This window comes from Streptomyces sp. NPDC045470 (assembly GCF_040646595.1).
In the GTDB taxonomy this organism is placed as follows: domain Bacteria; phylum Actinomycetota; class Actinomycetes; order Streptomycetales; family Streptomycetaceae; genus Streptomyces.
This window is the reverse complement of the sequence record NZ_JBEZAN010000034.1, coordinates 1-13,279: the sequence shown is the minus strand read 5'-3', so window position 1 is coordinate 13,279 and position 13,279 is coordinate 1. Positions and strand designations below refer to the sequence as shown.

Below are 13,279 nucleotides of genomic sequence, written 5' to 3'. Positions count from 1 at the left end.
CGACTCGCCGCAGGAGGGCGAATTCGTTCCATGAGTACTTCACTGAGTACTTCACTTTCCCCCGCGTCCACCCACGCGCCGCCCGCCTCCCGGGACTGGCTGCGGCGCTACGGGCCCGAGCGCCCCCGCGCCGCGGCGCGCCTGGTCTGCTTCCCGCACGCGGGCGGCGGCGCGAGCTTCTACCGCCGCTGGGCGGCCCTCCTGCCCGAGACCTACGACCACCTCGCGGTGCAGTACCCGGGCCGCGAGGACCGCATCGGCGAGGAGAGCGCCGGCGCGATGGGACCGCTCGCCGACCGGATCGCCGAGGCGCTGACGCCCCTGGCGGACCGGCCGCTGATCCTGTTCGGCCACAGCATGGGCGCCTCGATCGCCTACGAGGTCGCCCGCCGGCTCCAGGAACACGGCCGTACCCCCCACCACCTGGTCGTCTCCAGCCGGCTGTCCCCCAGCCGCGAACGCCCCGGCACCGTCCACCTCCTGGACGACGAGGCATTCCTGCGGGAACTCGCCGCGTTCGGCGGCATCAGCCAGGAGGTGCTCCGCCACCGCGAACTGCGCGACCTCGTCCTGCGGCCGATGCGCAGCGACTACCGGCTCATCGAGACCTACCAGCCGACGGCCACCCCCGCGCTGGAGTGCCCGGTCACGGCGGTGCGCGGCGACCAGGACCACTCCCACCCGGCCGGCGAACTGCGCGCCTGGGCCGAGGTGGCGGGGGACGACTTCCGGCTCGTCACGCTGCCCGGCGACCACTTCTACCTCGCCTCCCGGACCCGGGAGCTGATCGAGCTGCTGCTGCCGCGGTTCGCCCCGGAGCCGGTGCCGGGCGGCGCGCTCCCGGTTTCCTGAGCCCGGTCTCCCGGACCCGGTCTCCTGGGCCCCCGGACCCGAGCGGCCCCCGCTCCCCAGCGCCACGTTCGACCACGCCACCGCACGACGGAGGATCCCCATGACGCACCTGCACGCCTCACCCCGCCCCGGCCCGGCCGTCCGGCGCCGTTCCGGCGGCCGTTCCCTGTTCTCGGTGTCCGAGGAGTGGAACGGCGCCACCCTGCCCGCGCTGGTCCGCGCCAACGTCCCGGGCCTGGACCTCGCAGCCTGGATCACCACCCACAAGAGCACCGTCGACGAACTGGCCCACCGCGCGGCGGCCGTGCTCTTCCGCGGATTCGACGTCCCGGGGGCCGCGGCGTTCCGGACCGCGATGAACGCCCTGTCCCCGCACGTCCTGGACTACGGTGAGCGCTCCTCACCGCGCAGCGAGGTCACCGCCGGCGTCTACACCTCGACCGAGCACCCCGCCGACCAGCACATCCGGCTGCACAACGAGCAGTCGTACACCGACAACTGGCCGGTCCGCATCGTCTTCTGCTGCGAGCTGGCCGCCACCAGCGGCGGGCGCACCCCCCTGGCCGACTCCCGCAAGGTGCTGGCCAGGCTGCGCCCCGAAACCGTGGCTCGGTTCGAGGAGCTGGGCGTCGCCTACGTGCGCAACTACCTGCCCGGCATCAGCCTTTCCTGGCAGGAGGCCTTCCAGACGGAGCGGCGTGCGGATGTCGACGCCTACTGCGCCCGGGCGGGCATCACCGTCGAATGGGTCGGCGACACCCACCTGCGGACCCGCCAGGTACGGCCGGCCGTACGCACCCATCCGGTGACCGGCGAGCGCACGTGGTTCAACCACGCGGTCTTCTTCCATGTGACCTCGCTGCCCGAGGAGGTGACACGGGGGCTGCTCGACTCGCTCCCCCTGGAGGACCTGCCGTACCACACGTACTACGGCGACGGGACGCCCATCGAGGACCGCACCCTCGCCGAGATCCGCGCCGCGCTGGACGCGGAGACCCGTTCCTTCGCCTGGCAGCCCGGTGACGTGCTGCTCGTCGAGAACATGCTCAGCGCGCACGCGCGGGAGCCCTTCGAGGGCCCGCGCCGCATCCTCACCGCCATGGCCGACCCGATCAGCGACTTCGACACGAACGGGAGAACCGCATGACCGCGACGACCGCCCCCGCCACCGCGGCCGGCCCCGGGCCCCGGCGCCGCCGGGCCGGCGCCGGGTCGGCCACCGAACTGGTCCGCAGCCGCCCGCTGCACGACGAACCGTTCCTGCTGCGGGTGGACGCCGCGGTCCAGGGTCTGGAGCTGGACCAGTGGATCGCCGGCCACCACGACCGGGTGACGGCGGACCTCGACCGGTACGGCGCCGTCCTCTTCCGGGGTTTCGCCGTCGACGGGCCGGAAGCCTTCGGACGGGCGGCCCGGGCCATCTCGCCCGACCTGCTGGACTACCTGGAGCGGGCCGCGCCCCGCACCGAGGTCGCGGACAAGGTCTTCACCTCGACCGAGTTCAACGAGGACCAGTGGATCCCGTTCCACCACGAGATGTCCTACTCCCACAACTGGCCGAGCAGGCTGTACTTCTACTGCGACCTGCCCAGTACCGACCGGGGCGCCACACCCGTGGCCAGTGAACGGGCCGTCCTGCCCAGGATTCCCGCCGAGGTCCGCGAACGGTTCGAGCGGCACGGCGTCCTCTACGTCCGCAACTACGGCCCGGACCTCGACCTGCCCTGGCAGGAGGTCTTCCAGACCACCGACCGGGCCGAGGTCGAGGCGTACTGCCGTTCCTCCCGTACCGAGTTCGCCTGGACCGGCCGGGACGGGCTGCGCACCCGGTCCGTCCGCCAGGCCACGGCCCGGCACCCGCGAACGGGCGAGACCGCCTGGTTCAACCACGCCCATCTCTTCCACGTCTCCAACCTCCCCCCTGAGGTGTCCGCGGCGCTCACCGGGGAGTTCGGCACGGAAGGGCTGCCGCGCAACGCCTACTACGGCGACGGCGCCGCCATCGAGGACGACGTCGCGGAAATGATCCGCGGCCTCTACCGCGAGGCCGCGGTGTCCTTCCCGTGGGAACGGGGGGACGTCCTCGTCGTCGACAACTTCCTGGCCACCCACGCGCGGGAGCCCTTCACCGGCGACCGCCGGATTCTCGTCGCCATGTCCGACCTTCATGTGAATCGAGGTAACCGATGACCAGCGTCGAGGGCTACCGTCTCTCGCCCGCCCAGCTCCGGGAGTGGCAGCGCGGCGGCGACCGCCGGCTGACCGCGCGGCTGCGCCTGACCACCCCGGCGGACCGCGACCGGCTGCGGTCGGCGCTGGAGACGGTCGCCGCACGGCACGAAGTGCTGCGCCTGCGGCTCCTCCAGTACCCCGGCGTACGGGTTCCGCTGCAAGGCATCGACGAGGACGCCGCCGTCCCGCTGGAGGACGCCGAACCGGCCGGCCCCTGCGACCTCTTCGGCGGCCCGCTGTTCCACGCCGCGCTGGTCGACCTGCCCGGCGGCGGACAGGAACTCGTACTGCGGGCGTCCGCCCTGCTCAGCGACTCCGCCGGACTGCGCGTCCTGCTCGGCGAACTGGCCACCGCCTACCAGGGCGGCACCCTCGGCGACGACCCGGACCGGCTCCAGTTCCTCGATGTCTCGGAGTGGCTGCTGGAGCAGGCCGACGAGGCCGGCGCGCCGACCGCGAAGGCCGCGCAGGCCGCGCAGGGCACGGTGATCGAGCGGCTGTCGCTGCCGTTCTCCGACGGCGGACCGGCGCAGGCACCGAACGTGCTCCGTGCCGAGCTGAGCCGCGCCGCCACCGAGGCACTCCACCGTCGGGCCGGCATCCAGGGCGTACCGGTACGGTCGCTGGCCCTGGCCGCCTGGGCGCTGTCCCTGGCCGGCCGTAACGGCGCCGGGGCCGACGACGCCGTCTTCCCGCTCGGCCTGCACGTCGACGGCCGCTCGGCGCCCGGAACCGAAACCGTCGTGGGTCCCTTGGACGGCCGGCTCGCCGTCGGCATCCCGCTGCCGCTTCCCGTGGCGCCCAAGGAGCTGCTCGACGTCGTCCAGCGGCAGGTCACCCGGGCCGTCGGGGCGGACGGGTACGCCGGGCCCGCCGGGGACGAGGAGTTCGCCGCCGGGTTCGCCGCGTCCGAGCCGGAGGCCGTACGGGAGTGGGCGGGCCTGCCCGTCGCGGGCCTGACCGTGGACGGTCCGGCGCCGGTGTCCCCGCTCCACCTGAGTGTCGAGATCGCGCCGGAGGCCATCCGCCTCGCACTGCACCACGACACGTCCCGCTACGGCGGCGAGGCCGTACAGCGGCTGCTGGACGGCACCGTCGCGGTCCTGACCACCCTTCCCGCGGCGTTCGAGGACGAGCGCGCGCTGCGCGTCTGCGGCGAGCAGGAGGCCGGTCTCCTGGCGCGGTGGAGCCGGGGCGGCACGCTCGCGGAGGACGCCCCCGGCACCCTCGTCGAGGCGTTCGACGCGGCCTTCGCGGCGGCCGACGCCGCGGCACCGGCCGTGGTGTCCGCCGACGGCACGGTCTCCTTCGCCGAGCTGGACCGCGCCGCCTCCGCGGTGGCCGCCGCCCTCGTCGGGGCGGGCGTCGCCGCCGAGGAGCCGGTGGCCGTGCCCGCCGAGCGTTCCTGGCGCACCGTCGCCGCGCTGATCGGTGTGCTGCGGGCCGGGGCCGTCTACGTACCGCTGGACATCGCGGCGCCCGCGGCACGGCAGGTGTCGCTGCTGCGGGCGGTCGAGGCGCGGCGGCTGGTGGCCCCGGACGGGCACGGCGTGCCGGCCGGGCTGGCCGGGGAGGTCGAGATCCTCACCCCGCCCTCCGCCGCGGCCCCGGCGCCCGCCGCGCTGCCGCAGGTCCGGCCGGACGATGCCGCGTACATCATCTTCACCTCCGGCTCCACCGGCGCGCCGCGCCCCGTGGTCGTCGAACACCGCGCGGTGGCGCACCTGTTGCGGGCGCTGAAGGCGACGGTGCACGCCGACGCCGGTCCGGGGCTGCGGGTCGCGGTGAACGCCCCGCTGACCTTCGACGCCTCCGTCAAGCAGCTGATCCAGCTCGCCGCCGGGCACACGCTGTGCCTCGTACCGGACGAGATCCGCCACCACGGCGGTGAGCTGCTGGCCCACCTCGCCGAGCAGCGGGTCGACGTGTTCGACTGCACGCCCTCCCACCTGCGCGCGGTGCTGGCGGCCACGGCAGGCACCGGGGCCACCCTGCCCGGCACCGTCCTGATCGGTGGCGAGGCGGTCGACCAGTCCCTGTGGGACACCCTCGCCGGCCTCGACGGGGTGCGCGCCGTCAACGTCTACGGCCCGACCGAGTGCACCGTCGACGCCACCTTCGCCGAGATCACCGGCGGCACCCGGCCCACCATCGGCCGGCCGCTGCCCGGCACCGACGTCCTGGTCCTCGACGCGGACCTGCGGCCCGTACCGCCGGGTGTGGCGGGCGAGTTGTGCGTCGCGGGCCCGCAACTGGCCCGCGGGTACCTCGGGGACCCGGAGACCACCGCGCGCCGCTTCGTGACCGCCGAGGCGCTGCCGGACGGCGCCCGGCGGGTCTACCGCACCGGCGACCGGGTGCGGTACCTGGCCGACGGCACCCTCGCCTACCTCGGCCGTACCGACGACCAGGTGAAGGTCCGCGGCTTCCGGGTCGAGCCCGGCGAGATCCAGGCCGTCCTCGGCACCCACCCGGGCGTCGCGCAGGCGGTGGTGGTGGCCCGCGAGAGCGCGGACGGCACCACGCTGACCGGTTACGCCCGGCCCGTCGCCGAAGCCGTGACCGGCCTCGACCCGGACCGCGTCGCGGGCGTCAACCCGCACGAGACCCGCTACCTGTACGACGAGATCTTCCTCCAGCGCACCTACCTGCGCGGGGACGTGACCCTGCGTGAGAACGCCGTCGTCGTCGACGTCGGCGCCAACATCGGCATGTTCTCGCTCTTCGTCCACCAGCTGTGCCCGAGCGCCTCGCTCTACGCCTACGAGCCACTGGCCCCGGTGTACGAGCACCTGCGGACCAACACCGCCCGGTTCGGGGTGCGGGCGAAGACCTTCCCGTACGGCCTGGGGGCCGCGGACGCCGAGCTGTCGTTCACCTACTACCCCGGCTATTCGATGATGTCCGGCGTCAGCGCGTACGCCGACTCGGACTCCGAGGTCAAGGTCATCAAGCGCTACCTGGCCAACGAGCGGGGGCAGGGCCTGGAGGACAGCGGCCGGCTCCTCGACCGGGCCGACGAGCTGCTGGCGGACCGGTTCCGCGGCGAGGAACTGCGCACGCGGGTACGGCGGTTCTCCGACATCGTCGACGAGGAACGCCTCACCCGTGTCGACCTCCTCAAAATCGATGTCCAGCGGGCCGAACTGGACGTGCTGCGGGGCATCGACGCCCGCCACTGGGGCCTGGTGCAGCAGGTCGTGATGGAGGTGCACGACGGCGCGGGCACCGCCACCGAGGGGCGCCTCGGGGAGATCGTCGCCCTCCTGGAGGAGCAGGGCTTCACGGTCACGGCGGAGCAGGACAGCCTCCTCGAAGGCACCGACCGGCACTCCCTGTACGCGGTCCGCGCCGGGTACGCCGACGACCCGCGCCCCGTCGTCGCCGACGCCCGCACCCAGGCGCCCGTGAACGGCGTGGTGCTGCGGGACTGGCTGGCCGAGCGGCTCCCCGCGCACCTCGTACCGGGCGCGGTGGTCACGCTCGACGCCTTCCCGCTGACCCGTAACGGGAAGATCGACCGTGCGGCGCTGCCGGAGCCCGCCGAGCGGGACCGGACGTCCGCGGAGCTGGTGCCGCCCCGCAACCGTACGGAGGAGGTGCTGGCCGAGGTCTGGCAGGAGGCGCTGCGGCTGGACCGGGTGAGTGTGGAGGACGACTTCTTCCGCCTCGGCGGGGACTCGATCCGGGCGATCCAGGTGCAGGTGGCGGCCGGCAGCCGGGGGCTGGAGGTCCAGCTTCGGGACATCTTCGGCTGCGCCACGATCCGTGAACTGGCCGAAGCCGAGGGCACGGTCCTCACGGAGACCGCGCCGGCGCAGTAGCCGGGCCGCTCGTCCGGCGGCGTGGTCCGGCCGGTGGGGACGCGTCCCCACCGGCCGTTCGCCGTGCTCCCGTCCTGCGGACGAAGAGCGCCGGGCGGTGGCGGAGCGGTACGACACCGTGGCGGCCTCCACGGTCGTCGCGCGGGCTACGACGCCACCACCCGGCTGTACCGGCCCGGTGTGCGGTGATTTACGGGGGTGGCACACCGGCCGGTGTCCGGGCCCGCCGTACGGCGGGCGGTGGGTCACGCGGGCACGCTCTCCCCTTGCGGCTCCGCGACGGTCCGGTGGCCGGGCTGCGCCTTCTTGGCACCGGGGATGAGGAGGAAGGCGATGACGGCACCCAGCAGGGCGGTCGCCGCGCACACGGCCATGGACAGGGTCATGCCGTGGGCGAAGGCGCGGTGGGCCGCGTCGAGGAGCGAGCCGCCCTGCTCGGCGGGCATGCCGTGCACCGCGTCGGCCGCCTCCCCGAGGGAGTGGCGCATCCCGGCCGGGACCGTACCCGGCAGCGCGTTCCCGTACGCGAGGGCCAGCACGCTGCCGATGACGGCGACGCCGAACGCCGAACCGAGTTCCTGCACCGTGTCGTTCATGGCGGACAGCCGTCCCGAACTCTCCGGGGGGCCGGCGCTCATGAGGACGTCGTTGACCGGGGCCACGGCCAGGCCCATACCGGCGCCGAGCAGTACCAGCCCCACGGCGGTGGGCGGATACCCGGCCCCGGGCGCGAAGAAGGCCAGCACGCCCAGGCCCGCGGCCATGGTGGCCAGGCCGAGCGCGATGGTGACCCGGGCGCCGATCGCCTTGGCGACGGCCGGGGACAGCGGAGAGGAGACGACGATGGCGGCGGCGAGCGGCACGGTGGCCAGTCCCGCGGACATCGGCGAGAAGTTCAGCACCAGTTGGAGCTGCTGGGTGACCACGAAGGCCCCGCCCAGCAGGGAGAACATCAGGAAGGCCATGGTGCCGCTGGCCCCGAGGAACTGCCGGGAGAACATCAGCCGCAGGTCGAGCATGGGCTCCTTGGCGGTCGCCTGGCGCAGGAAGAAGAGCGCCAGCACCACCAGTCCGCCGAGGAGCGGGGTGAGCACGACGCCCGAACCCCACCCGCGCGTCGGCGCGGAGATGACCCCGAAGAGGACGCCGCCCATGCCGACCGTGGACAGCACGGTGCCCGGGAGGTCGGCCCGGCGCGCGACGGGATCCTTGGACTCCGGCACGATCCAGGCGACACCGATGAGCGCCAGGACGACGACGGGGACGTTGAGGACGAAGACGGCGCCCCACCAGAAGTGTTCCAGCAGCACGCCGCCCAGCAGCGGGCCGAGCACCATGCCGAGCGCGGTGACCGCGCCCCAGCGTCCGATGGCGGAAGCGCGCTCCTCGGCGGAGAAGACGTGGACCAGGATCGACAGGGTGCCCGGCATGAAGAACGACCCGCCGACGCCCATCAGTCCGCGGGCCGCGACGACCTGCCACGGTTCCTGCGCGAAGGCGCCCAGTCCGGAGGCGATGCCGAAGACTACCAGGCCCACGACGAGCATCTTCTTGCGCCCGAAGCGGTCCGAGAAGCTGCCCGCGGTGAGCAGGACGCCGGCCAGCACCAGGGTGTACGCGTCCACGAACCACTGGAGTTCCTCGGTCCCGGCCCCCAGCTCACGGCTCATCGTCGGCAGCGCGACGTTGAGCACCGTGGTGTCGATCGAGACCACGAACACGGCCAGGCACAGCACCGCCAGTATCGCCCAGCGGCGTGGATGTCCCTGTTCCATATCCCCTCCAGTACGACGTTCGAGCGCTAGTACAGCGTACGACTCTCGGGCACTGTACTCTAGATCGCACGCCGGCACCACCAGCACACGCAAGGCACACCCCGGCCCCATGGAGGCGCAGTGACGGACGGCAAGCACAAGGTGAGCGCGGCCTGGCTGGAGGACAAGCCGCCCCGCAGACAGCAGCCGCTCTCCCGGGAGCAGATCGTCCGCGGCGCGGTGGAATACCTGGAGCAGCACGGGCTGGAAGAGCTGAGCATGCGCAAGCTCGCCGCCCACCTCGGCACCGCGGCGACGTCGCTGTACTGGCACGTGGTCACCAAGGACCAGTTGTTCGACCTCGTCCTCGACGAGATCTTCGGCGAGGTGCGCCTTCCCGAGGAGGACGGCGAGCCGCTGGAGGATCTCCGCCGGGTCATGCACGAGGTGCGGCGGGTGCTGAGCCGCTACCCGGAGGCCGCGCGCCTGGCCGCGAGCCGCCCGACGCTGGGCCCCCGCGCGCTCCGCGTGGTCGAATACACCCTCGGCGCACTGCTGCGGACGGGATATCCCGAGGAATCCATCGCCCACGCCTACAACCTGATCGCCGACTACACCATCGGCGGCGTCCTGGTGGAACTCTCACGGAAGCGGCTCACCGGACCCGACGCCCCTTCCGGGGAATCCTCCGAGGACGCCGACACCATGCGCTCGTTCGTGGAATCACTGCCGAGCGAGAAATTCCCCCACTTCGTCCGGCTCAGCGGCCTGCTCGTCACGGCCAACGACGAGGAGAGCTTCGCATTCGGGCTGGACCGGCTGCTGGCGGGAATCAGCAACGACCTGGAGAAGTGACCGCCGCGGCATATTGGCCTTTCGCCGGGAAAGGCCAATACACCGGCACACCGCGTCCGGTGAATCCGCCGAACCGGAGAAATCCAGCGGGCGTCCGGTGCGGTGATCGCCCCGGGGCGGCACCGGCCGGCCCCGGGACCTGATCAGCCCTGGGCGACCCGATCAACCCCGGGCGACCCGGTCAGCCCTGGGCACCCCGAGCAACCCCGGCCGACCCCGATCAACCCCGGGCGACCCGAGCAACCCCGGCCGACCCCGATCAACCCCGATCAACCCCGGGCGACCCGATCAGCCCTGGGCGGCGACCTCGGCCGTCCGCCGCAGCGCCTCGCCGATGTCCGCGCGGGACACGTCCCGGTGCGTCACGAAACGTACGCAGCCGTCCATCGACGACGCCAGCACCCCCGCCGCCCGCAGCCGCGTCAGCCACTTCTGGAGATCGTCCACCTCGGCCAGCACGATGTTGGTCTGCGGCCCCCGCACCCGCAGACCGAGCTCCGCCAGGCCGTCGGCCAGCTCCCGGGCGGCCTCGTGATCCTCGTGCAGCCGCTCCAGCCGGTCCAGCGCCACCAGCCCCGCCGCCGCCAGGACGCCCCCCTGGCGCACCCCGCCGCCGAGCATCTTGCGCACCCGCCGCGCCTCGTCGACGAAGTCACGCGGGCCCGCGACCAGCGAGCCGACCGGAGCGCCGAGCCCCTTGCTCAGGCACGCCTGGACGCTGTCCACACCGGCCGTCAGCTCCGCCGGTTTCACGCCGAGGGCCGCCGCGGCGTTCCAGATGCGCGCACCGTCCAGATGCACCTTCAGCCCGGCGGCGTGGGCCGCCTCGACGAGCCGCGCATGCTCGGCCGGCGCCGTGACGGCACCCCCCGCCGCGTTGTGCGTGTTCTCCAGACACAGCAGCGGCGTACGCAGCCGGTAGTACGGCCCCTGGGAACCCGCCGCCGCCGTCACGGCCTCCGGCGACGGACGCCCCGGCCCCGCGTCCCACGCCAACGGCTCCGGCATCCCACCGGCGAGCCACGCGGCGGTGCCCAGTTCGTTGTCCAGCACATGCGCCGCGCGAGGCACCAGAAAACGGTCACCCCGCTGCAGATGCAGCATCAGCGCGATGGTGTTGCCCATACATCCGGTCGGCACCCACAGAGCCGCTTCCGCACCGAGAAGCTGAGCCGCCCGTTCCTCCAGCTCCCGCATCGTGGGATCCCCGTCGAGAACATCGTCACCCACTTCCGCGGCGGCCATTGCGGCACGCATTTCGGCGTCGGGCTTGGTGACCGTGTCGGATCGCAGATCGATGGCCTGAGTAGCATTCATGGCAGCAACCAAACACACAACGACGCTGCCTGCACAGGCTTTTGACCAATTCTTTCGATCCAACGTGACCGACATCTCCACGCACCCCACCGGAATCGCCCCGGCCCCGACTCCCACCCCATCCGGAATGCTCGATTCGACATTCCGCGAACAGCTACGGCGCACCCACGGCGCAGCCATCGACTTTCCCCCACGGTCGCACCTGGAACCCGAGCCGGGTGTCGGATGTATATATTCCACCGCATGTAGGGGATTCCACTGCTGCCGAATGCCTTCCGAGTCGCAGGCGGTGGCGTACACACTGCCGCTCGGACACCCGAGGTCGTTGCGGCTGCCGGGACTGCGCGGCCACGACGGTCAGCCGGGCCGCGGCGACCACAGCACTGACCATGCCGCTCTTCTTCACTGAGATCTTCACTGTTTTCCTCGGAGCCGGGTGATCAGTTCTTGTCCGGGGAGACGAGCCGGCCGTACTCCTCGCGGTCGCCGCCGCGGTCCGGGTAGAGGTCTTGCGCCATCTTCTTCCGCACGGAGGGGAGGTGGCGGGCGACCCAGAAGTAGCCGCGCATGGAGGCGAGGGCGGCCCGGCCGATGACCGGCTTGTGGATGGTCGCGCAGGGAGGTGTTGGCGCCGACGCCCTGGCCGGGGGTCATGGTGTGGACGGCGTCGCCGAGGAGGGTGACGGTGTCGGCGTTCCAGCGCGGGATCGGGACCGAGGTCCGGATGTTGATCGGGAAGGTGGTCTGCCGGTCGCCCATGCTGAAGAGTTTGCTGAGGTCGGGGCTCCAGTCGGGCGTCATGTCCAGGACGGTTTCGATCAGCTCGTCCGGGGACTTCTTCAGGACGTCCGGCGGGAACTTGCCGGTCGAGGCCCGGAAGCCCCAGTTGATGTAGTCGCGGGTGTTGTCGAAGAGTAGCCCGGGCCACCGCTTGAGGAGTTCGGCGTCGTTGCCGCCGATGCCGCTCTTGATGCGGCCTGCACGGTCCCAGCGGAACTCCATGGTGTGCAGGATGCAGCTGTACCCCCTGGGGGCGACGACGAGGCCGATGCCCTGGAAGACCTCGGGCAGGAGCAGCGCCTCGGTCTCCGGGATGATCGGGACCTTGGCGGTGACGGAGACGATGCCGGCGTCCTTGACCTGCGCGTGCGGCAGGTACTGCCGACGCACACGGGAGTTGGAGCCGGCGGCGGCGACGAGCAGGTCGCCGGTGGCGTCGGTCCCGTCGTCGAAGTACGCGGTGACACGGCCATCGGCGTCCTTCTCGTAGTGCGTGAAGGTCTTGCCGAAGTGGACGTCGTCCTCGATGCCGGTGAGCACCTGCCGGAGAGTCATCCGGCTCACGGACTTCTCGCTGTTGACGGGGGCGTCACTGCCGACGAGGTCGAGGGGGAGGCTGGGCCTCAGGTCCTCCTTGAGGAAGCTGAAGTACTTCGGTGCCCGGGCGCAGGTGGCGAGGAAGGTGTCGAACAGTTCTGGCAGCAGCAGGTACTTCAGCGCCCGGCTGCCGTCGGGGTCGATGCCCACGCGGTAACGCGCCCGCCGAAGCGCCGTGGCTGTTCCACACCCGGCAGTCCTACGTCGCGGCAAGCGGACGACCGGCGCTGACCGAACCCGGCGCTGCCGCGGCGGGCCTCCAGGTTCTGGTACGCCGCTACCTGGCCGGGTTCGGTCCGGCGTCGGTGGCGGACGTGGCCCAGTTCTCGCTGGTACGGCGGGACCGTGTCAAAGCCGCGTTGCAGGCGCTCGCCGACGACCTCGTACAACTGGCGGGCCCCGACGGCACGGTGCTGTACGACGTCCCCGACGCGCCCCGGCCCGCCGAGGACACCCCGGCCCCTCCCAGGCTGATGGCGATGTGGGACAGCATCCTGCTCGCCTACGCCGACCGCGGCCGCGTCATCCCGCCCGCGTACCGCAAACTCGTGATCCGCGTGAACGGCGACGTGCTGCCCACCCTCCTGGTGGACGGCTACGTCGCCGGGGTCCGGCGTCCCGCCGACGCCGGCATCGAAGCCACCGCCTTCCATCCCCTACCGAACGAGGTCTGGGAGGAACTGGCCGCGGAGGCCCGGTCGCTCATGGCCTTCCTGGCCGACCGGGACCCCGCGCCCTACCGCCGCTACGACCACTGGTGGGCCAAGGGCCTCCCGGCCGCCGAGACACGGCTGCTGCCCGGCGACTGAGCCACCGAGCGATCGGACGACCCCCGTGGCCGGACGACCGGACGGCCCGGCGACAGGACGGCCCGGCGACCACTGGCCGCACGATCTGCCGCGGAGGCTCTGTCGCCGGGGCTTCGGTTCAGCGTTGGAGGAAGGTGAAGAGGTCCTCCCAGCGCTGGACGATTTCGTCGGTGGCGTAGCGCTGGATGTTGGTGCGGGCGGTTTCGCCCATGCGGTCGCGCAGGGTCTGGTCGCTGATGAGGGTGTCGAGGTGGCGGGC

The 13,279-nt window shown here is 72.5% G+C and carries 8 protein-coding genes and 1 pseudogene; 6 read left to right on the top strand and 3 right to left on the bottom strand.

The window, feature by feature from the left end:
* Positions 1-30 precede the first annotated feature (30 nt).
* The 4 genes from AB0A97_RS40055 (at position 31) to AB0A97_RS40040 (ending at position 6,908) form a co-directional block, all read left to right on the top strand.
* A complete protein-coding gene (locus tag AB0A97_RS40055; protein ID WP_361160557.1) occupies positions 31-852 on the top strand; it encodes an alpha/beta fold hydrolase in 822 nt (273 codons plus the stop codon).
* A gap of 100 nt (positions 853-952) precedes the next feature.
* Positions 953-1,999: a TauD/TfdA family dioxygenase gene (locus AB0A97_RS40050; RefSeq protein ID WP_361160555.1), complete on the top strand. Its 1,047-nt coding sequence runs from the start codon at positions 953-955 to the stop codon at positions 1,997-1,999.
* Positions 1,996-3,042 (top strand): TauD/TfdA family dioxygenase, encoded by a 1,047-nt coding sequence (locus AB0A97_RS40045; RefSeq protein WP_361160552.1) that lies wholly within the window; start codon positions 1,996-1,998, stop codon positions 3,040-3,042. Before AB0A97_RS40050 ends, AB0A97_RS40045 begins: the two co-directional genes overlap by 4 nt.
* Positions 3,039-6,908, top strand: a complete 3,870-nt coding sequence (locus AB0A97_RS40040; protein ID WP_361160549.1) for an amino acid adenylation domain-containing protein — start codon at positions 3,039-3,041, stop codon at positions 6,906-6,908. The genes AB0A97_RS40045 and AB0A97_RS40040 overlap by 4 nt, the downstream gene beginning before the upstream one ends.
* Before the next feature lie 245 nt (positions 6,909-7,153).
* Here the strand turns inward: AB0A97_RS40040 and AB0A97_RS40035 are convergent, their stop codons facing one another.
* The gene (locus AB0A97_RS40035; RefSeq protein ID WP_361160546.1) at positions 7,154-8,683 is read right to left on the bottom strand and encodes an MFS transporter; all 1,530 of its coding nucleotides are present in this window, start codon (positions 8,681-8,683) and stop codon (positions 7,154-7,156) included.
* A gap of 120 nt (positions 8,684-8,803) precedes the next feature.
* Here AB0A97_RS40035 and AB0A97_RS40030 point away from each other — a divergent pair, with 120 nt between their 5' ends.
* On the top strand, positions 8,804-9,517 hold the full coding sequence (locus AB0A97_RS40030) for a TetR/AcrR family transcriptional regulator (protein ID WP_361160543.1): 714 nt from the start codon (positions 8,804-8,806) through the stop codon (positions 9,515-9,517).
* A 288-nt stretch (positions 9,518-9,805) separates the two neighbouring features.
* On the opposite strand, the gene AB0A97_RS40025 is transcribed toward AB0A97_RS40030, so the two are convergent.
* Both AB0A97_RS40025 and AB0A97_RS40020 read right to left on the bottom strand, forming a co-directional pair.
* Positions 9,806-10,834, bottom strand: a complete 1,029-nt coding sequence (locus AB0A97_RS40025; RefSeq protein WP_361160540.1) for a threonine aldolase family protein — start codon at positions 10,832-10,834, stop codon at positions 9,806-9,808.
* Positions 10,835-11,248: 414 nt separating this feature from the next.
* Positions 11,249-12,361: an FAD-dependent monooxygenase gene (locus AB0A97_RS40020; RefSeq protein WP_361160537.1), complete on the bottom strand. Its 1,113-nt coding sequence runs from the start codon at positions 12,359-12,361 to the stop codon at positions 11,249-11,251.
* A 5-nt stretch (positions 12,362-12,366) separates the two neighbouring features.
* Between AB0A97_RS40020 and AB0A97_RS40015 the strand changes: the two are divergent.
* Positions 12,367-13,020, top strand: a pseudogene (locus AB0A97_RS40015) (crosslink repair DNA glycosylase YcaQ family protein); the annotation flags it as partial.
* Positions 13,021-13,279 lie beyond the last annotated feature (259 nt).